The organism is Dactylosporangium sp. McL0621, from assembly GCF_049995355.1.
Taxonomy (GTDB): domain Bacteria; phylum Actinomycetota; class Actinomycetes; order Mycobacteriales; family Micromonosporaceae; genus Dactylosporangium.
In genome coordinates this window covers 7,956,265-7,975,992 of sequence record NZ_CP188259.1, presented here as the reverse complement: position 1 = coordinate 7,975,992, position 19,728 = coordinate 7,956,265, and the positions used below count along the sequence as shown (strand labels likewise).

Sequence of the window (19,728 nt, the reverse complement as noted above, 5' to 3'; positions counted from 1 at the left end):
ACGCCCGGGATACGCGGGCCCGGCTTGGATTCGGCACATGGGAATTCACAGAAGGCTCGTGCTCGGCGCGGCCGTCGCCGGCGGGGTGGCCTGGGCTGCGCCCGCGTATGCCGTCGGGGCCGGCCCCGAACTCGCCTATGCCGCCGGGGCCGGCCCCGATGAGCTGTTCCGCGCGGGCCGGTTCGACGACGCCGACCGCGGCTACGCGCGCGTGCTGCGCGCGAAACCGGGCGACCCGCACGCGCTCGGGCAGCGCCATCCACTTCGATACAGCCCCTAGGGCCGCGGCGGCCGGCGGGCGATCAGGCGGTGCCGCCGATCCAGGGGGCGCCCGGGCCCGTGCGGCGGGCGGAGTCGCCGGGCGGCAGGCCCAGCACGTCGAGCAGGGTCGGGTCCTCGTCCACCACGTGGTGCAGGTGGGCGACGCGCGCGGTCGCCGGGTCCACGCCGGTCGCGCCGATGAGCTGCCACAGGCCGTCGTCCGCGTCGTGGCTGACGTACAGCACCGGCTCGCGGCCCTCGAACACCTCGCCGGCCTGGATGGCGGACGTGCCCAGCAGCCAGTGCCACATCCAGCGGGCGCGGCGGTCGCGCTCCATCACCTGGTCGGCGACCCACCACACGAACTGGAGGTCCTCGTGGGCGCGGGCCTGGCCGGCGGTCAGGTCCGGGCCGCCCTGCGGTACCCGCTCGAACGGCTCGTCGCTGAGCGCGAACGCGCTGTCGCCCTCGTGCGCGAGCACTGTCGCGTGGAACGTGCCGCCGCCCGGGTTGCCCGCGCCGATGCCGATCGTCAGGCGGCCCACATGCGGGTCGGCGCCGGTGGTCCAGCCGAACGCGTACGAGGCGAGCTCGCCCCGCGGCCCGACGAACTCGCCGAACGCCCGCCGCTCCACGCCCGTCGCGTCGCGCGTCGGCGCCTCGGTGAGCCGGCCCTCCAGCACCTCGACGTCCGGGCGCCCGACCCGGTCGACGGCCGCGTCGACCACGGACGCGCGGCCGGGGTCGACCGGGTTGATGCCGGCGGACTCGAAGCGCCGCTCGAGCGCCTCCAGGCCGCGGGCGTGCCGGAACGTCTTCTCGGCCTCGGTGACGGGCAGCAGCCACAGCAGCCGGGCGCGGCCGCCGGGGACCGGGCACTCCTCCAGCGCCGGGCCCCACGGGTACGGCAGGCTGACCAGCAGGTGGTCGCACTCGGACGCGCCGGCCCAGGGGCGCCCGATCGGCACGGTGTGGCCGTGGTCGAGCGCGCCGCCCCCGCCGCCCGCGTGGTAGTACGCGACCATGCTCAGCGTCTCGGCGTGCTGCTCGTCGGCGGGCTCGGGGGCGTACAACAGGAACTCGAGGCCCTCACCGTCGTGCTGGGTGGCGTCCCAGACGCCGCTGGTGACGTAGAGCCGGCCGCCGTCCTCCGGGTCCAGGCGCAGGATGTGCAGGCCCGGCACCCGGTCGCGGATCGGGCCGGGCGCGGGCGGGAGCACGGCGACCTTCCGCCCCGGGAAGCGGGCGCGGAGGTGCTCCAGCAGGGCCCGGGCGGCCGGGGTCAGCTCGTGATCCACTGCGGCAGTGTCTCACGGAAGGCGCTCGACGAACGTCCAGTGCCGGCCCACCGGGCAGTACTGGAACCGGGTCGGGCCCAGGCGGACGGCCTTGAACGAGACGCCGGGCACCCAGTCGGTGGTGAAGACGTGGCCGTCGCGGCACCGCACCGGGACCTCGGCGCCGTAGGGCCCGGTCCGCACCGCGCCCGCGATCCGGTACACCACCACGCCCGCCACCGCGAGCAGCACGACGAGGGCGACCAGCGTGATCAACTGCTGTGTCACGGATCCATTGTCGCGCGGTTACAGCCGTTTCACCCATCGGCGCCAGGCCGGTTGCCGCTCGTAGCCCGCCGCCGCCCACGCCGGGTGGGCGAGCGCGTTGTCCTCCAGTACCATCGCGTCGGCCCGGCGGCCGCCGAGGGCCCGGAAGCGCCGCTCGGCCGCGTCGAGCAGCCGCCGGCCGATGCCCTCGCGGCGCCGCCCGGGGTGGACCGCGAAGCGGTACAGGTGGCAGCGCCAGCCGTCGAAGCCCGCCACGACCGAGCCGACGATCAGCTCCCCGTCGACCGCGAGGATCAGCGCCCCGGGGGTCCCGGCCGAGCAGCGCGGCCACCGCACCGGCGTCGTCGCCGGCCCGGTTGGTGTCCTCGGCCGCGAGCTTCCAGAACGCGAGCACGGCGGGAATGTCGGCCTCGGCGGCGGCCCGCAGCGCCGGCGCCGGGCTCATGACCGCGCCGCCGGTACCGGCCAGACGGCGACGGGGTCCAGCCCGCACGCGAGCCGCGTTGGCGTCGCGGTGCACGGCGGGGACGTCCAGTGCCCGGCCCGGGCGAACACCCGCACCGCGCCCGTCCCGGCGTCGAGCCGGCCGATGAGCGTGGTGCCGTCCGCGGCGGTGGTGGCGGCCAGGATGCCGTCGCCGCCGAGGGCGCCGATGACGTACCAGTCCGGGATGCGGCGCAGGACCCGGCCGGTCGCCGGGTCCAGCACGAGCAGGCCCGGCCCGGGGCCGGCGGCGTCCTGCGGGTACGGGGTGGCCAGCATGAACCGGGCGTCGGGGGAGCCGATGTTCGTGAGCCCGTCGAGGTGCCAGCGCTCGCGGCCCGTGCCGGGGTCGAGCACCGTGACCGCGCCCGCGTTGCCGGCGCACACCAGCGGGGCGCACCACCACAGCGGTTCGCCGTCCGGGCCGTTGTCGCGGCGCCACAGCCTCCGGCCCGTCGTCAGGTCGTAGACGGCGCCGTCGAGCGTGAGGCCGCGGTCGTTGGTGCGGATGGCGAGCAGCCGGTCGCCGCTGATGTCGAACCAGTTGAACGGGTCGGGGTGGTCCAGCGCGGCCGTCCGTACCACCGCGGCCGAATCGGCACGGCGCACCCGCAGCGCGCCGCCGGCGGTGAGCTCCGCGATCGCCACGCGTTCGCCCTCGCGCACGAGCGTCCGCGTGACGTCCCCCGGCGGGCCGAGCGACCAGCGCACGGCGCCGGTGCGGATGTCGATCCCGGCGTCGGTCACCGTCGCCGACTCGTCGGTCGTGGCGACCACGACGCCCGATGCGCCGGCGGTACCGTAGACGGACGGCACGAAACCGTTTGCCCGCCACCGCTCGTCGCCCGTGGCGGCGTCGAACCCGGTCAGGAAGTCCGGGTCGTCGTGGGCCAGCACCACCCGCCCGGCCTCGACGCTCACCAGCCGCGAGCCGGGCGTGACCGGGGCCGTCCAGCGCCGCCGGCCGTCCGACGCCCGGTACGCCGCCAGCGACTCGCGCGACACCAGGTAGACGGTGCCGCCGTCGACGCGGAGGTCGGTGACGCCGTCGCCGGGCAGCCGCACCGCCGGGTCGAGCGGCGCCGGCGGCCCCGTGCCGGAGAGCAGGGCGACGGCCGCCCCGGCGAGGAGGAGCAACGGCCGGCGGGAGCGCCGACGCCGGCCGGGCCCGGGCTGCGGCGGGCCGCCGTAAGTGTCGAGGTCGATCAATGCCGGGCCGCTCCTCCGCAGATGTTGGAGCGCCGAGGCGCCGATTGTACTGAGCGTGTTCGTCGATGTACAGATGGTGTGATGACCTTGGTGCGGGCGTAGCATCCGACCATGAACAACACCGCCGAGATTACGCAGATCGAGGACGCGGAGGGGTACATCGCGTCGATCTGCTTCAAGACGGGGCCGCCGCTGACCGTCGGCGTGGAAATTGAGCAACTCGTGCACGTCGCCGACCATCCGCATCGGCCGCTCGGGACCGCGCGCCTCACCGCCGTGCTCCGCGGGCACGAGCCGCAGGACGGCGGGCGGATCGCGCTCGGCCCCGGCGGGCAGGTCACCCTCGCGGCGTGGCCGCAGGCCGGGCTGGAGCGCCTGCACGAGACCGTCCACGCCGAGCTCGACCGGCTCGACCTGCTCGTCACGCGGGGCGGCCTGCGCCTCGCCGGGCTCGGCATCGATCCGCACCGGGCGCCCCGGCGGGTCGTCGACTCCCGGCGGCAGCGCGCGATGGCCGGCGCTCTCGCCCGGCGCGGCGGCGACGGGCGCGTCCTGATGTACAGCACCGCCGGGCTCCGCCCGCTGCTCCCGGCCGGCCCGCCCGAGGACCTCGAGGCGCGCTGGGCCGCCGTCCACGAGCTCGGCCCGCCGCTGCTGGCGCTGTTCGCGAACTCGCCGGTGCACGCCGGCCGCGACACCGGCTGGGCCTCGACGCGCATGCGCGCCTGGTACGCCCTCGACCCCTCCCGCGCCGGCGCGCCGCCCACGACGCCCGACCCGGCCGCGGCCTGGGCCCGCCACGCGCTGCACGCGCCCCTGCTCTACGCCCGCGGCCCCGCGGCGAACTGGAGCGTCCCCGACGGCGTCACGTTCGCCGACTGGATCGGCGGCGCGCTGCCCCGGCGGCCGACCTTCGCCGACCTCGACGAGCATCTGGGCACGCTGTACCCGCCGGTGCGCCCGGGCGGCCACCTGGAGGTGCGCTACCTCGACGCGCAGCCGGGCGGAGACTGGTTCGCGCCCGTCGCGGTGCTCGCCGCGCTGCTGGGCGACGGGGCCACGATCGCCGCGGCCCGCGAGCTGGCGGCGCCGGCCGCCGGGCGCTGGGTCGAGGCCGCCCGCTACGGGCTGACCGACGCCGTCATTGCCGCCGCCGCGCCGCCGCTGGTGGAGCTGGCGCTGCGGACGCTGGAGCGCGACGGCCTGCCCGGGCCGCTGCTCGAGGAGGTCTCGGGCGCGGTCGAGAGCCGCTTTCGCCGTGCCCATATGCTATAAAATCGATAGGAGACGGCGACTGAATGTGGGGTCGTGATGGCGGTCGCGGCCCTGCTCTTCACCGGCGCGCTGGTGGCGCTGGCCGTGCGCGCCGAGGGCGTCTTCTGGGTGCTCGCCGCCCTGGCCGTCGGGTGGCAGCTGGTGCTGGTGGAGCGCGACCTCAGCCGGTCACGGAGCCGTTGTAGCGGAGATCCGCCTCCGCCTGATGCGTGATCCGGTGCAGGGCGCGGTCCGGCGAGAGCTCGGCCCACACGGTCGCCTCGGGCGGGGTGTCCACGCCGAAGCCGACGAGCTGATGGGCGATCCGGACGATCCGGTTCACCACGAGCGTCATGGTCCGCTGCCTCATGCCCCAAAGCATATCGCTCCGATAGGATTAAGCAAAGGCTACGCTGGATCGGTGAGAGTCGGCTGGGTGGCGGTCCTGTGTGCGGTGCTGGTGACCGGGTGTAGCGGCGGGCCGGAGCAGGCCCCGGTGCCGGCGCCACCGGCGAGCTCCGGCACGGGTGCGAGCGCCGGCCCGAGCGCGGGTCCGGGCCGGGCCGCGCCCGACCTCGGCGCGCCGCAGGAGATCGCGACCGGGCTCGACGTGCCCTGGGGCGTGACGTTCCTGCCCGGCGGCGACGCGCTCGTCGCCGAGCGCGGCACCGGCCGCGTGCTGCAGGTGCCGGCCCGGGGCGGCGCGCCGACGCCGGTGTACCAGGTGCCGGGCGTGTCCGCCCAGGGCGAGGGCGGCCTGCTCGGGCTGGCCGTGTCGCCGGGGTACGCGCAGGACGGTTACGTGTACGCCTACTTCACCAGCGGCTCCGACAACCGCATCGTCCGCTTCAAGCTCGGCCCCGCCGCGCCCGAGGTCATCTTCAGCGGGCTCGCCAAGGCCGGCATCCACAACGGCGGGCGGATCGCGTTCGGCCCCGACGGGCTGCTCTACGTCGGCGCCGGCGACGCGGGCCAGCGCGGCCTCGCCCAGGACCCGAAGAGCCCCAATGGCAAGATCCTCCGGCTCGCCCCGGACGGCCGGCCGGCGCCCGGGAACCCGACGGCGGGCTCGCCGGTCTACAGTCTCGGGCACCGCAACGTCCAGGGCCTCGCGTGGGACTCGGCGGGGCGGCTGTGGGCGGTCGAGTTCGGCCAGGACACCTACGACGAGGTCAACCTGATCAAGCCGGGCGCCAACTACGGCTGGCCGGTCGTCGAGGGCCAGGGCGACACCCAGGGCGGCAGGTTCACCAACCCGCTGGTCGTGTGGCGCACCGGCGACGCGTCCCCGTCCGGCGCGGCGATCATCGGCGACACGCTGTACGTCGCGGCGCTGCGGGGCGAGCGGCTGTGGACGGTGCCGCTCGACGGCGAGAAGACCGGCACGCCGAAGGCGGAGCTGCGGGGGCGGTACGGCCGGCTGCGCACCGCCGCCGCCGCGCCCGACGGCTCGCTGTGGCTGACCACCTCGAACCGGGACGGGCGCGGCGACCCGAAGAGCGGCGACGACCGCATCCTGCGCTTCGCCGGGTAGGACCCGGACTCAGCCGCCCTTCTGCATACCGACGCCGGGCTTGATCCGGGCGGAGCCGATCGCCTTGCCCTTGGCGCTGTAGATGGTGACCAGGGGGTACTGCTCCGCGGGCCCCGGGCTCGTCATGCCACGGTCCGGGAAGAAGCTCGCGCCGGGCGCCGGCTTGCCCTGCCGCCGCAGCCAGAAGACGGTGATGACGTCCTTGTTCCAGCGGGCGAACTTGGCCTCGGTGGTCTTGCCGTCGGCCTGGCTGGTGACGCGCGAGGCCTCGCCCCGGAAGGCGCCGAACTCGATGATGCTGCCGTCCGTCGCGACGCACTGGGCCAGGTCGAGGAACGGCGGCTGCGACTCGGAGCCGGTGCCGCCCGTGCACATGCCGATGTCCTGGCTGACGGCGCCGGTGGCGGTGTCGCGGACGGCCTGGGCGAAGACCGGCCGCTCGGAGGCCATCCAGAAGAAGAGCACCAGCTCCTTGCCGTCCACGACGATGCCGGTCGGCATCGTGTTGCCGGCGACCTGGGCGCTGGGGCCGATGTCGATGGGGATGGACGAGGGGGTGACCGGTCCGCCGGGCCCGGAGCCGCCGGACGACTCGGCGCAGGCGGACACGGCGAACGGTACGGCGAGGGCGAGCAGGAGCGGGACGAGCAGCAACTGGCGGCGGCGCATCGAACCTCCCGGAGGCTTGTGCCTGTTACAACGCCACGGGACGGTCAGATGGTTGGCGGGGCGGTGCTGCCGCGCACGACGAGCTCGGTGGCCAGCTCGACCCGGGCCGGCTCGACGACCTCGCCCTGGGCGAGCTGCAGCACCATCCGGGCCGCGGTGGCGCCCATCTCGGCGAACGGCTGGCGCACCGTGGTCATCGGCGGCCCGCACCAGCGCGTGACCTCGATGTCGTCGAAGCCCACGACGCTGAGGTCGGCGGGGATGCGCAGCCCGAGGCGGCGGGCGGCCTCGTAGACGCCGAGGGCCTGCAGGTCGTCGCCGCACACGACCGCGGTCGGGCGGTCGGCCCGGGACAGCAGCTCGTGGCCCAGGTCGATGCCGTCCTCGAAGGTGAACCGGCCGTGGCGGACCAGGTCGGCCTCCAGCGGGTGCCCGGCGGTCTCCAGGGCGCCGCGGGACGCCTCGAGGCGGGCCCGCGCGCACAGGTACTCCATCGGCCCGGTGATCACCCCGATCCGGCGGTGGCCGAGGTCGAGCAGGTGCCGGGTCGCGGCGACCCCGCCGCTCCAGTTCGTCGCGCCCACGGACGGGATGGTGTGGGTGGGCTCGCCGGTCGGGTCGAGCACCACCATCGGCACGCCGCTGGCGATCAGCTGCTCGTACTGGCGGACCCGGAACGCGGAGTTCACGGCGATGACGCCGGTGGGGCGGCGGGCCAGGAGCCGGTCGGCGGGGCGGCGGCCGCCCGGGACCGGCCCCTGCAGGTCGGTGAAGCCGACGGCCAGGTCGCGCTCGCGGACGGTCTGCTCGACGCCGCGCAGGATCTCCATCGCGAGGTGGCTCTCCAGCCCGAAGAACGCCACCTCGATGTTCGGGGTCGTGGTGACGGCGTCGGCGCGGCGGTACCCGTGCTCGCGCAGCAGCGCCTCCACCCGGTCGCGGGTCTCGGCGGCGATCCCGGCCCGGCCGTTGAGCACCTTGGAGACCGTCGGCACCGACACCCCGGCGAGCTGCGCGATGGTGGCGACGGTGACCTCGCCCCGGCGGCGCCGGCCCCCGTTCCCCGGCGTCGTCATGCGATGGGGGCGGTGCTGTTGCGGACGACGAGCGGCGTGGCCAGCTCCAGCCGGGACGCGTCGAGCCGCTCCCCGGCCACGAGCGTGAGCAGCATCCGCGTGGCCAGGGCGGCCATCTCGGTGAGCGGCTGGTGGACGGTGGTCAGCGGCGGGATCGACCAGCGGGCCTGCTCGAGGTCGTCGAAGCCGACGACGGACAGGTCGTCGGGGACGCGCCGGCCGCGCTCGTAGAGGGCCTCGTACGCGCCCCGGGCCATCTCGTCCGAGCACGCGAAGATGGCCGTCGGCGGGTCCGGCAGGTCGAGCAGGGCGAGGGTCTCGCGGTGCCCGGTCGGGCTGGTGAAGTCGCCGACGCGGATGTACCCGGGCGGCACCTGCAGCCCCGCCGCGTGCATGGCGGCGCGGTAGCCGTCGACGCGGGCCTGGGAGCACAGCACGTCCTCGGGGCCGCCGATGACGGCGATGCGGCGGTGGCCGAGGCCGAGGAGGTGCTCGGTCGCGGTCAGCGCACCGGTCCAGTTCGTGGCGCCGACCGACGGTACCGCCGGATCCGGCTGGCCCACCGGGTCGATCACGACGACCGGGATGCCGAGCCCGGACAGCTGCCCGAGCTGCTCCGCGGACAGCTCCGACAGGACCAGCAACACCCCGTCGGAGCGGCGCGCGGCGAGGCCCTCCAGCCAGCGGCGGTCCGGCGCGGTGCGCACCCGCCCGTGCACGGCGGACACGACGACGCCGGTGCCGGCCCGGTGCGCGGTCTCCTCGACGCCGGCGAGGATCTGCATGGCCCACGAGTTGCCGAGGTCGACGAAGACCACGTCGATGAGCCCGGCCGCGGTGGGCGGCTGGGCGCGCCGCGGCTTGTAGCTGTGCCGCCGCAGCAGGTCCTCGACCCGGTTCCGGGTGGCCGGCGCGACGTCGCGCCGCCCGTTGAGAACCTTCGAGACCGTGGGCACGGAGACGCCCGCCTCGGCGGCGATCTCCGCCATGGTGGCCCGTTGGTGCTGCGTCATCCGGTTTCCCTTTCGCATGTTCGGCCCGGAGAGTCTATGTCGAAACTTTCGCGAGCCAAGCCACCTGTCGCAGAGTGTGCAGTGCCTCTCCGCCCTCGTGGCCGTTGAACTCGTAGACGTGCACGGTTTTGTCCGTTCCGCCGTACCGGTTGTAGGCGGCGAAGGCGGTGCTCGGCGGGCACACGGTGTCGCGCAGTCCCACGCCGAAGTGGGCCGGGGCGGTGGCCCGGCGGGCGAAGCTCACACCGTCCAGGTAGGACAGAGTGCGGCGCACCCGGGCGTGCGCGGTGCGGTGCACGGCCAGGAACTGGGCGATCTCGCCGTACGGGGACGCGTCGGTGAGCGCCAGCGCGCGCTCGACGTGGCACAGGAACGGCGCCGAGGCGAGCAGCGCGTGCAGGTCCGGCACGAGCCCGGCGACGGCCAGGGCGAGCCCGCCGCCCTGGCTGTTGCCGGCCGCGGCGACCCGGGCGGGGTCGACGCCGGGCAGGGCGCGCACGGCGTCCACCGCGCGCACGGCGTCGGTGACGAGCCGCCGGTAGTAGTACTCCCGCGGGTCGAGGATGCCCTGCGTGGTGGGCCGGTGCCCGCCGGCCGCGCCGCGGTGCGGGTCGGGGGTGTCGCCGCCGTTGCCGTACTGGTCGCCCTGCCCCCGCACGTCCATGAGCAGGTGCGCGTAGCCGGCCGCGGGCCAGACGAGCCGCTCGCCGGGCAGGCCCCGGCCGCGGCCGTAGCCGGCGAACTCGACGACCGCGGGCAGCTCGGCGGCGGTGCCGGCCGGGCGGGTGTACCAGGCCCGGATCGGCGCGCCGCCGAAGCCCGCGAACGTGACGTCCCAGGTGTCCACCAGCGCCAGCCCGGTCGGCTCCGGCCGGACCTGCAGCACCGGCGGGGCGGTGCGGGCCTCGGCGAGAGTCTCGGTCCAGAACCCGTCGAAGTCGTCCGGCTCGGCCACCTCGGGGGCGTACCGCTCCAGCTCCGGCAGCGGCAGGTCGAACGCGGGCATCCGGCATCCTCCGAAACTTTCCGATCGCCGGTCGGTCGGCGCCGGGCGCCATGGTAGCGCTACCAGGCCCTCTGCAACAGATCGGCCATTGCAAGTGTTTGCAGCTCACAGCGTCACCAGCGGATCCCTTGACACCTTTCAGTGAAAAACCTAAATTACGCCTTGCCCAACGACAGATTTCCGAAACTTTCGGGAAGGGATGCGGAGAATGGTGGTGCAAGCTCGGCGCCGGACCTGGCGCGCGGCCCTACGGCGGGACTGGCAGCTGTACTCCCTCGCCGCGGTCCCGCTCGCGTTCTTCGTGATCTTCCGGTACCTGCCCATGGCCGGGAACGTGATCGCCTTCCGCCGCTACCGGCCCGGCGGCGACCTCTTCGGCGAGCGGTGGGTCGGCCTGCACTACTTCGAGATGTTCTGGGACGACCCCACGTTCTGGCACGTCTTCACGAACACGCTCATCATCGGCGGGCTGACCCTCGCGTTCGCGTTCCCGCTGCCGATCGTGCTGGCCCTGCTGCTCAACGAGGTCCGCACCCGCTGGCTCAAGCGGCTCGTGCAGACCATCTCCTACCTGCCGCACTTCATGTCCATCGTGGTCGTGGCCGGCCTGGTCTTCCAACTGCTCGCGCTCAACGGCGCGGTAAACGCCGGCATCAAGGCGCTCGGCGGCGACCCGATCTCGTTCCTGCAGCAGCCGGAGTGGTTCCGCACCATCTACGTCTCCTCGGAGCTCTGGCAGACCGTCGGCTGGGGCACGATCCTGTACCTCGCCGCGCTCACCACCGTCGACCAGGAGCTGTACGAGGCCGCCCGCATCGACGGGGCCGGCCGGTGGCGCCAGACCTGGCACGTGACGCTGCCCGGCATCCGGCCGACGATGATGACGCTGCTCATCCTCAACGTCGGCACGTTCATGGCGGTCGGGTTCGAGAAGGTCCTGCTGCTGTACAACCCGCTGACGTACCCGACCGCCGACGTCATCTCCACGTACCTGTACCGGGTCGGCGTCGTGTCGGGCAGCTTCAGCTACGCCGCCGCGATCGGGCTCTTCGAGTCGGTCATCGGCCTGACGCTGGTGCTGACGACCAACTTCATCTCGCGCCGCACGGTTGGAGCGAGCCTGTGGTGAGCCGGGCCTTCCAGGTCGTCAACGGGATCGTGCTCACCGTGGTCGTGGTGCTGACCCTGTACCCGTTCGTCAACGTCATCGCCCGCTCCTTCAGCGACGAGCACTCCATCCAGGCCGGCCAGGTCAACCTGTGGCCGCGCGGGTTCAACACGACCACCTACCAGCGGGTCCTGGGCGACCCGGTGTTCTGGACCAACTACGGCAACACCGTGCTCTACACCGTCGTGGCCACCGCGATCTCGATGGTGCTGACCACCTGCTTCGCGTACGTGCTGTCCAAGAAGCACCTCAAGGGCCGCACCGCGCTCGTCGCCGTCGCGGTCTTCACGATGTTCTTCAACGGCGGGCTCATCCCGAACTACGTGCTCGTCAGCTCGCTCGGCCTGCGCAACTCCATCTGGGCGATCGTGCTGCCCAACGCGATCAGCGTGTTCAACCTGCTGGTGATGAAGGCGTTCTTCGAGAGCATGCCGGTCGAGCTGGAGGAGGCCGGCGCCGTCGACGGCCTCAGCACCTACGGCAACCTGCTGCGGATCGTGCTGCCGCTGTCGAAGGCGGTGGTCGCCACGATGACGCTGTTCTACGCGGTGTCGTTCTGGAACTCGTGGTTCTCGGCGTTCCTGTACCTCGACGACGCCGACATGTTCCCCGTCACGATCTACCTGCGCAACCTCATCGCCGGGGCGACCGGCGGCACGGACATCACCGCGCCCAGCGAGATGACGCTGCAGGTCGCGGCCAACATCCAGGCCGTGACGATCGTCCTCACCGCACTGCCGATCGTCATGGTCTACCCGTTCATCCAGCGCTACTTCGTTTCCGGGGTCACCCTCGGCGCGGTCAAGGGCTGACGCGCCGCCCCGCCTGAAGGACCGAGGAGTCCACCATGAAGTTCACCAGACGGGCCGTGCTCGGCGCCGCCGGTGCCGCCGCGTTCGCCACCCTCGCCGGCTGCTCGGGCGACGACGAGGACGACACCGGCGGCGGCAAGGCCGAGGACTACAGCGCCAACCGCGACGGGGCGATGGACGACTACGGCCTCGGCAAGCAGTTCACCGCGAAGGCGCCGCTGACGTTCCCCATCATGATGTACAGCAACGCCGCCTACCCGTACAAGGCGGACTGGCTCTTCTTCAAGGAGCTGACCAAGCGCACCGGGGTGACGCTGCAGTCGACGGTGGTGCCGGGCAGCGACTACAACCAGAAGCGCAGCGTCGTCGTCGCCTCCGGGGACGCGCCGACGATCATCCCGAAGACGTACCACCCCGACGAGGAGGCGTACATCGCCAGCGGGGCGATCCTGCCGATCAGCGACCACCTCGACCTGCTGCCGAACTTCAAGGAGCAGGTCGCCAAGTGGAAGCTGGAGCCGGACCTCGACGGCTTCCGGCAGCAGGACGGGAAGTTCTACCTGCTGCCCGGCCTGCACGAGGCCGCCTGGCAGGACTACTCGCTGGCCATCCGCACCGACATCCTGCAGCAGCTCAACCTGCAGATCCCCAAGACGTGGGACGACCTGCACAACGTGCTCAAGGCCATGAAGCAGGCCTACCCGGACTCGTACCCGCTGTCCGACCGGTGGAGCACCCCGCCCCAGCCCGGCGGCAACAACCTGCTCAACCTCGTCGGCTCGTCCTACGGCGCCCTGGCCGGCTGGGGCTTCCAGCACACGGTCTGGGACGACGGGGCGAAGAAGTTCTTGTACGCCGGCGCCACCGACCAGTACAAGCAGATGCTGCAGTTCCTCAACACGCTAGTGGCCGAGAAGCTCGTCGACCCGGAGAGCTTCACCCAGCCCGACGACCAGGCCAAGCAGAAGTTCGCCAACGGCAAGTCGTTCGTCATGAGCTGCAACGCGCAGACGCTCGTCAACGAGATCCGGCCCAGCATCAAGAACATCCCCGGTGCGACGGTGCTGAAGATCCCGCCGCCGACCGGCCCGATGGGCGAGACCATCTACGTCTCCCGCCTCGAGTCCGGCCTGATGATCTCGGCGAAGGCCCGTCAGAGCAAGAACTTCGTCGCCCTCATGCAGTTCATCGACTGGCTGTACTACTCGCCGCAGGGCAAGATGTTCGCCAAGTGGGGCATCGAGGGCACCACCTACACCGGCAGCGTCGAGGACGGCACATTCAAGCTCGCCAGCGACGTCAACTGGGGCGGGCTCAACCCGTCGGGCACGAAGAACCTCCAGGTCGAGTACGGCTTCGTGAACGGCGTCTTCGTCTACGGCGGCTCCACGAAGCTGCTCAACTCCCAGTTCCCCAAGGAGGAGCTGGCCTTCCAGGAGGTCATGAACAAGCGCACCAACCGGCCCCAGCCGCCGCCGCGGCCCCTCAACGCCGAGGAGCGCGAGCAGGCCACGCTGTGGGAGACCGCGCTGAAGGACCACGTCTTCCAGAACACGCTCAAGTTCATCCTCGGCCAGCGCCCACTGAGCGACTGGAACGCCTACGTGAGCGAGCTCAAGGGCAAGAACATGGACAAGTACGTCGAGACGGTCAACGGCGCCTACGACCGGTACAAGAAGGCGCACGGCTGAGTGAGCGCCCCGATGCTCGTCCCGGACCGGCCCTCGGGCCGCCTCACCGACGCCTGGCGCCGCTGTGTCGGCGCCGGGCGGTTCGAACTGGCGCTGCGCCGCGACTACCAGGACTCCCTCGCCCTCGTGCAGCGGGAGATCGGGTTCCGGCACATCCGCCAGCACGGTCTGCTCAGCGACGGCGTCGGGGTCCACCGGCCCTACGACTTCGCCGGCGAGCGCCGGGCCGCGCACGTGTTCACCTACGTCGACCAGATCGTCGACGCCTACCTGGCGCTGGGGGTGCGGCCGTTCGTCGAGCTCGGCTTCACCCCTGCCGCGCTGGCCTCCGGCGCGCAGACGGTCTTCTGGTGGCAGGGCAACGTGACACCGCCGGAGTCGCCGAAGGAGTGGACGGCGCTGGTGCGCTCCACGGTGGCGCACCTCGTCGACCGCTACGGCCTCGACGAGGTGCGTGGCTGGCCGATCGAGGTGTGGAACGAGCCGGACCTGACCGTGTTCTGGAAGGACGCCGACCAGGACGCGTACCACCGGCTCTACGAGATGACCGCGCACGCGGTCAAGGAGGTCGACGCGTCGCTGCAGGTCGGCGGGCCGGCCATCTCGCCCGGCGCCGACGACGACTGGCTGGCCCGCTTCGCCGGCTTCGTCACCGACCGTTCGGTGCCGATCGACTTCGTCAGCCGGCACGCGTACACCTCCGGCCCCGCGCAGACGGTGCCGTTCGGCTCCTACCAGACCCTCCGGCCGGCCGCGACGCTGCTGGAGCAGTTCGCGGCCCCGCGCCGCCGGCTGGCCGGCACGGCGCTGGCCGGGCTGCCCGTCCACATCACCGAGTTCAGCTCCTCCTACCGCCCGGACAACCCGATCCACGACACCGCGTTCCACGCCGCCTACCTCGCCCCCGTGGTGGCCGCGGCCGGCGATCTCGTCGACTCGTTCTCGTACTGGACGTTCTGCGACATGTTCGAGGAGGCCGGCGTGCCGGCGACCATGTTCCACGGCGGCTTCGGGCTGCTGACCCACCGCCAGATCAAGAAGCCGACCTTCCATCTGTACGCGTTCCTCGCCCGCATGGGCCCCGACGTGCTCGCCCGCGGCGAGGACCACCTCGTCACCCGCGACGCCGCCGGGCACGTCACCGTGCTCGCCTGGGCGCCCACCGACCACACCGGACAGTCCACCGTGGATAGTCACCGGATCCGGCTGTCCGTGCCCGTCGGACGGTCCGAGACGGCGTTCGTCGCCCGGTCCAGCGCCGGCGAGGACGCCGGCAACGCCCGGGCGGCGTGGGCGGCGATGGGCCGGCCCGCCTCACCCACGTCCCGCCAGCTCGACGCGCTGCGCGAGGCCGCGGAGCCGGTCCGCACCCACCGCAGCGTGCCGGTCGTCGCGGGCCGGGCCGAGCTCGACCTGACCCTCGGGCGCCACGAGGTGACCCTGGTCGAGGTGAGCCCCGTGACCGACGAGACGCCGCCGTGGTTCGACGACGCCCGGCTCTTCGGCGGTGGTACCGCATGAGCACGCTCTTCCGCGCCTCCGCCCTGATCTACACGCTCCTGGTCGTCGAGTTCCTGTTCCTGCTGGTGGCCGCGCCCGGCTTCGTCGTGCTGCTGCTCCTGGCCCGGGACAGCAGCAACGTGCCGCTGTTCGCGCTGTGCGCGATCCCGTTCGGGCCGGCCGCGTCCGCCGCCGTCTACGCCCTGCACCGCCGCCGCTCGGACCTCGCCGACCTCCATCCGGCCGCCGCGTTCTGGCGCGGGTACCGGCTCAACGCCCTGGGTGTCCTGCGGATCTGGCTCCCCGCCCTCGCGGTGCTCGCCGTGCTGGCCGTCTCCCTCGTGCACCGGGCGGCCGCGGGCGTCCCGGCCTGGTGGTCCGTGCTCCTGCTGGTCCTGGCCGCGGTCGTGGTCCTGTGGAGCGCCAACGCCCTGGTGATCTCCTCGCTGTTCGTGTTCCGCACCGCCGACATCGCCCGGCTCGCCGCCTACTTCCTGGCCCACCGGCCCGGGGTCGCCCTCGGCACGGCCGGGGTGCTGCTCACCGCGGGCGCGATCACCGTGTTCGCCTCCGAGGCCGTCGCCCTGCTGCCGGCCTCCCTGCTGATCGGCGGCCTGCTGCTCGTCGCGCGCCCCATGTGCGCCGAGATCGAGAAGCGGTTCGTGGCGTGAACGCGCGCATGGACGGGTTACGCCGCCGGCTCGGCGGCTTCGCGTTCGGCGGCGACTACAACCCGGAGCAGTGGGACCGTCCGGTGTGGAAGGAGGACGTCGAGCTCATGCGCCGGGCCGGCGTCAACCTGGTCACCGTCGGCGTCTTCGCCTGGGCGTCGCTGGAGCCGGAGCCTGGCCGGTACACCTTCGGCTGGCTCGACGAGGTGATGGACCTGCTGCACGGCGGCGGCATCAGCGTCGACCTCGCCACCCCGACGATGGCGCCGCCCGTCTGGCTCTCCCACGGCCACCCCGAGGTGCTGCCGGTCATGGCCGACGGCGAGACCTTCGGCTTCGGCAACCGGCTGCACTACGACCCGACCTCGCCGCGGTACCGCGAGCACGCCGTGGGCATCGCCGGCAAGCTCGCCGAGCGCTACTCGCACCACCCCGCGCTCGCCATGTGGCACATCAGCAACGAATACGGCCCCACGGCGTACGGGCCATGCGCCGCCGAGGCGTTCCGGACCTGGCTGCGGCGCCGCTACGGCGACCTCGAGGCGCTCAACGAGGCCTGGTACACCCGGTTCTGGGGGCAGCGCTACACCGACTGGGCCCAGGTCGCCCCGCCCGAGGTGCCCCGCACCTGGTCGAACCCGGCCCGCCGCCTCGACTTCAAGCGCTTCACCTCCGACGCGCTGCTGGAGTGCTTCGTGGCCGAGCGCGACGCCGTCCGCCGGTACCGCGACGACCTGCCGATCCTCACGAACTTCATGCGCTTCTACCGCCACGCCGACTACTGGCGCTGGGCGCGCGAGGAGGACGCGGCCGCCCTCGACATCTACCCCGACCCCGGCCGGGCCGACGCGCACGTCGCCGCCGCCCTCAACTTCGACCTCATGCGCTCCCTGCGCGGCGAGCCCTGGCTGCTCATGGAGCAGGCCGCGTCCGGGGTGTCGCAGTGGCGGGTCAACAACGTCAAGCGCCCCGGGCGGATGCGGCTGGGTTCGTACCAGGCCATCGCCCACGGCGCCGACAGCGTCCTGTACTTCCAGTGGCGCGCCTCGCGCGGCGGCCACGAGCGTTTCCACTCCGCGATGCTGCCGCACTCCGGAACCGGGGCCCGCAGCTGGCAGGAGGTCGAGGCGCTCGGCAACGAGCTGCCCCGCATCGCGGCGGCCGCCGGCGCCCCGTCCACGGCCGAGGTCGCGCTGCTGTTCGACTGGGACGCCTGGTGGGGCCTGGAGGACACGTACGGCCTGCCCCGCAACGACTTCGACTACGCCCGGATCGCCACCGACCACTACCGGCCGCTGCTGGAGGCGCACTACGCCGTCGACCTGGTCTCGTTCGCCGGCGACCTGAGCCGGTACCGCGTTCTTGTCATACCCAACGCGTACCTTGTCCATGACGGGTTCGCCACCGCCGTCGAGGCGTTCGCGGCGGCCGGCGGGACCGTCGTGATCTCTCTGTTCTCCGGTGTCGTCGATCGGGACAACCAGGTGCGGCAGCCCGCCTACCCGGGTGCGTTCCGGCGGCTCATCGGGGCCTACATAGACGAGTACTGGCCGGCCCGGGAGGAGGAGACGTTCGAGGTCGAGTTCGCCGACGGGACCACCGCGACCGCCGACTGGTGGCAGGAGAGCCTGCACCCGGAGACGGCCCGGGTGCTGGGGGAGTACACGGGGGGTGACCTGGCCGGGCGGCCGGCGCTGATCCGCAACGACTTCGGCTCCGGCTGTGTCGTGTACATCGGCACCCGGCTGTCGCCCGAGGCCCTGCGGGACACGGTGCTGAGCGCGGTCCGGGCGGCGGGGGTGGCGCCGGTCGTCGAGGGGGCGCCGCCCTACGTGGAGGCGACCCGGCGCGACCGCTATCTGTTCCTGCTCAACCACTCCGACACCCGCACGGCCTCCGTGGCGGTGCCGGGGCCGGGGGTCGAGCTGCTCGGCGGGTCCACTGTGGACGGCACCGTGACGCTGGCGCCGCTCGCGGTGGCCGTGGTGGAGCTGTCATGAACGCGGTGCACCCGGCCTGGTTGCGGCGGGTCAACGACGAGGGGGTCGTGCTCACCCGGGACCCGGGCTGCGGGCTGGGGCCGGAGGCGTACACGATCGCGCGGGCCGGCGGCGTGACCACGGTGGTCGCGGCGGACGAGGCCGGGCTGCTGTACGGCTCGTTCCACGCCCTGCGCCTGGACGCGGACCAGCCGGCGTCGACGCACCGGCCGGCCGCGGCCCGGCGGATGATGCAGCACTGGGACAACGTGTTCGTGCACCCGGTCATGGGCCAGGTCGAGCGCGGGTACTCCGGCGGGTCGCTGTTCTGGGAGGACGGGGCGCTCACCGGCGACCTGGACCGCGTCTCGGACTACGCGCGGCTGCTGGCCTCGACCGGGATCAACGCGGTGTCGGTCAACAACGTCAACGTCCACGCGGGCGAGGCGCGGCTGCTCACCGACCGGCTCGGGGAGGTGGCGCTGCTGGCGTCGCGCTTCCGGCAGTACCACATCCGGGTCTTTCTCTCCGTCTCCTTCGCCGCGCCGATGACCCTGGGCGGGCTGGACACCGCCGACCCGTGCGACGCGCGGGTGCGGGCCTGGTGGGCGACGGCGACGCGCCGGGTGTACGACGTGATCCCGGACTTCGGCGGCTACGTCGTCAAGGCCGACTCGGAGGGGCAGCCGGGGCCGTTCGCCTACGGGCGCACGCACGCCGACGGGGCCAACCTGCTCGCCGCCGTGCTGGCGCCGTTCGGGGGCGAGGTGTACTGGCGGGCCTTCGTCTACAACCACCGGCAGGACTGGCGGGACCGGACCACCGACCGGGCCCGGGCCGCCCACGACCACTTCGTGCCGCTCGACGGGCAGTTCGCGGCCAACGTGATCCTGCAGGTCAAGCACGGGCCGATCGACTTCCAGACCCGGGAGCCGGTGTCGCCGGTGCTGCTGGCGATGCCCGCGACCCGGCTCGCCGTCGAGCTGCAGGCGACGCAGGAGTACACGGGGCAGCAGCGGCACGTGTGCTACCTGCCGCCGATGTGGAGCTCGGTGCTGTCCACCGTGGCCGCCCGGGTCGAGGCGGTCGTCACCGTGTCGAACGCCGGCGAGGACCCGTACTGGACCGGGCACCCGCTGGCCCAGGCCAACCTGTACGCGGCCGGGCGCCTCGCCTGGGACCCCGCGCTGGACCCGCTCGAGCTGCTCGACGAGTGGATCCGGCTGACGTTCCCCGCGGCCGCGGCGCCGGTCCTGCACGCGCTGATGGACTCGTCGTGGTCGGTGTACGAGCAGTACACGGCGCCGCTGGGGATCGGGTTCATGGTCAAGCCCGGCGATCACTACGGGCCGGACGTCGACGGGTACGAGTACAGCCCCTGGGGCACCTACCACTTCGCCGACCGTGACGGCGTCGGCGTCGACCGCACCGTCGCGACCGGGACCGGGTTCACCGGGCAGTACCCGGAGCCGTGGCGCTCGCGGTACGAGTCGCTCGGCACGTGCCCGGACGAGCTGCTGCTGTTCTTCCACCACGTGCCCTACACGCACGTGCTGCACTCCGGCCGCACGGTCATCCAGCACATCTACGACACCCACTTCGCCGGCGCGGAGGCCGTGGCCGCGATGGTCCGGCGGTGGGCGGCGCTGTCGCCGGCGGTGGTGGGCGCGGACCTGCACGACCGGGTCGGCCGGCGGCTGGCCGAGCAGGAGCGGTCCAGCGTCGAGTGGCGGGATCAGATCAACACGTACTTCTTCCGGAAGTCGGGTATCGCCGACGCGCACGGCCGTCGCATCCACTGACGCCGCCGCCCCGGTTCTTTTGCGGAACCGGGGCG

19 protein-coding genes are annotated in these 19,728 nt (G+C 73.1%); 10 read left to right on the top strand and 9 right to left on the bottom strand.

Annotation, left to right across the window (positions count from 1 at the left end; genetic code table 11):
- Positions 1 to 37 precede the first annotated feature (37 nt).
- The gene (locus ACPPVO_RS37660) at positions 38 to 280 is read left to right on the top strand and encodes a hypothetical protein (RefSeq protein WP_426503334.1); all 243 of its coding nucleotides are present in this window, start codon (positions 38 to 40) and stop codon (positions 278 to 280) included.
- A gap of 22 nt (positions 281 to 302) precedes the next feature.
- Here ACPPVO_RS37660 and ACPPVO_RS37655 read toward each other — a convergent pair whose 3' ends face one another.
- The 4 genes from ACPPVO_RS37655 to ACPPVO_RS37640 form a co-directional block, all read right to left on the bottom strand.
- On the bottom strand, positions 303 to 1,559 hold the full coding sequence (locus ACPPVO_RS37655; RefSeq protein ID WP_426503333.1) for a suppressor of fused domain protein: 1,257 nt from the start codon (positions 1,557 to 1,559) through the stop codon (positions 303 to 305).
- Between the two features lie 12 nt (positions 1,560 to 1,571).
- Positions 1,572 to 1,826, bottom strand: a complete 255-nt coding sequence (locus tag ACPPVO_RS37650) for a hypothetical protein (RefSeq protein WP_426503332.1) — start codon at positions 1,824 to 1,826, stop codon at positions 1,572 to 1,574.
- Positions 1,827 to 1,844: 18 nt separating this feature from the next.
- Complete coding sequence (locus ACPPVO_RS37645) at positions 1,845 to 2,162, bottom strand: GNAT family N-acetyltransferase (protein WP_426503331.1); 318 nt, start codon at positions 2,160 to 2,162, stop codon at positions 1,845 to 1,847.
- A gap of 105 nt (positions 2,163 to 2,267) precedes the next feature.
- Entirely contained in the window at positions 2,268 to 3,518 is a 1,251-nt protein-coding gene (locus tag ACPPVO_RS37640; RefSeq protein WP_426503330.1) for a PQQ-binding-like beta-propeller repeat protein, read from the bottom strand.
- 111 nt (positions 3,519 to 3,629) lie between these two features.
- Between ACPPVO_RS37640 and ACPPVO_RS37635 the strand changes: the two genes are divergently transcribed.
- Entirely contained in the window at positions 3,630 to 4,793 is a 1,164-nt protein-coding gene (locus tag ACPPVO_RS37635) for a glutamate-cysteine ligase family protein (RefSeq protein WP_426503329.1), read from the top strand.
- Positions 4,794 to 4,953: 160 nt separating this feature from the next.
- On the opposite strand, the gene ACPPVO_RS37630 is transcribed toward ACPPVO_RS37635, so the two are convergent.
- A complete protein-coding gene (locus tag ACPPVO_RS37630) occupies positions 4,954 to 5,142 on the bottom strand; it encodes a hypothetical protein (RefSeq protein ID WP_426503328.1) in 189 nt (62 codons plus the stop codon).
- 51 nt (positions 5,143 to 5,193) lie between these two features.
- On the opposite strand from ACPPVO_RS37630, the gene ACPPVO_RS37625 reads away from it, so the two are divergent.
- Entirely contained in the window at positions 5,194 to 6,306 is a 1,113-nt protein-coding gene (locus tag ACPPVO_RS37625; RefSeq protein ID WP_426503327.1) for a PQQ-dependent sugar dehydrogenase, read from the top strand.
- 9 nt (positions 6,307 to 6,315) lie between these two features.
- Here the strand turns inward: ACPPVO_RS37625 and ACPPVO_RS37620 are convergent, their stop codons facing one another.
- Genes ACPPVO_RS37620 through ACPPVO_RS37605 form a run of 4 tightly spaced genes read right to left on the bottom strand, consistent with a single transcriptional unit; the run spans position 6,316 to position 10,070 of the window.
- The gene (locus ACPPVO_RS37620) at positions 6,316 to 6,975 is read right to left on the bottom strand and encodes a hypothetical protein (RefSeq protein WP_426503326.1); all 660 of its coding nucleotides are present in this window, start codon (positions 6,973 to 6,975) and stop codon (positions 6,316 to 6,318) included.
- Between the two features lie 44 nt (positions 6,976 to 7,019).
- Positions 7,020 to 8,051: a LacI family DNA-binding transcriptional regulator gene (locus ACPPVO_RS37615; RefSeq protein ID WP_426503325.1), complete on the bottom strand. Its 1,032-nt coding sequence runs from the start codon at positions 8,049 to 8,051 to the stop codon at positions 7,020 to 7,022.
- Positions 8,048 to 9,064: a LacI family DNA-binding transcriptional regulator gene (locus tag ACPPVO_RS37610; protein WP_426503324.1), complete on the bottom strand. Its 1,017-nt coding sequence runs from the start codon at positions 9,062 to 9,064 to the stop codon at positions 8,048 to 8,050. Before ACPPVO_RS37610 ends, ACPPVO_RS37615 begins: the two co-directional genes overlap by 4 nt.
- A gap of 34 nt (positions 9,065 to 9,098) precedes the next feature.
- The gene (locus tag ACPPVO_RS37605) at positions 9,099 to 10,070 is read right to left on the bottom strand and encodes an acetylxylan esterase (RefSeq protein WP_426503323.1); all 972 of its coding nucleotides are present in this window, start codon (positions 10,068 to 10,070) and stop codon (positions 9,099 to 9,101) included.
- A 208-nt stretch (positions 10,071 to 10,278) separates the two neighbouring features.
- On the opposite strand from ACPPVO_RS37605, the gene ACPPVO_RS37600 reads away from it, so the two are divergent.
- From ACPPVO_RS37600 to ACPPVO_RS37570, 7 genes are read left to right on the top strand one after another with little or no spacing between them, the layout of a single operon-like run.
- Positions 10,279 to 11,199, top strand: coding sequence for an ABC transporter permease (locus tag ACPPVO_RS37600; RefSeq protein ID WP_426503321.1), 921 nt, complete (start codon positions 10,279 to 10,281; stop codon positions 11,197 to 11,199).
- A complete protein-coding gene (locus ACPPVO_RS37595) occupies positions 11,196 to 12,050 on the top strand; it encodes a carbohydrate ABC transporter permease (protein ID WP_426503319.1) in 855 nt (284 codons plus the stop codon). Before ACPPVO_RS37600 ends, ACPPVO_RS37595 begins: the two co-directional genes overlap by 4 nt.
- Before the next feature lie 35 nt (positions 12,051 to 12,085).
- On the top strand, positions 12,086 to 13,741 hold the full coding sequence (locus tag ACPPVO_RS37590) for an extracellular solute-binding protein (protein ID WP_426503318.1): 1,656 nt from the start codon (positions 12,086 to 12,088) through the stop codon (positions 13,739 to 13,741).
- Positions 13,742 to 15,262 (top strand): GH39 family glycosyl hydrolase, encoded by a 1,521-nt coding sequence (locus ACPPVO_RS37585; protein ID WP_426503317.1) that lies wholly within the window; start codon positions 13,742 to 13,744, stop codon positions 15,260 to 15,262.
- Complete coding sequence (locus ACPPVO_RS37580) at positions 15,259 to 15,912, top strand: hypothetical protein (RefSeq protein WP_426503316.1); 654 nt, start codon at positions 15,259 to 15,261, stop codon at positions 15,910 to 15,912. The genes ACPPVO_RS37585 and ACPPVO_RS37580 overlap by 4 nt, the downstream gene beginning before the upstream one ends.
- On the top strand, positions 15,909 to 17,912 hold the full coding sequence (locus tag ACPPVO_RS37575) for a beta-galactosidase (protein ID WP_426503315.1): 2,004 nt from the start codon (positions 15,909 to 15,911) through the stop codon (positions 17,910 to 17,912). Before ACPPVO_RS37580 ends, ACPPVO_RS37575 begins: the two co-directional genes overlap by 4 nt.
- Positions 17,909 to 19,693, top strand: coding sequence for an alpha-glucuronidase (locus ACPPVO_RS37570; protein WP_426503314.1), 1,785 nt, complete (start codon positions 17,909 to 17,911; stop codon positions 19,691 to 19,693). The genes ACPPVO_RS37575 and ACPPVO_RS37570 overlap by 4 nt, the downstream gene beginning before the upstream one ends.
- Positions 19,694 to 19,728: the final 35 nt, after the last annotated feature.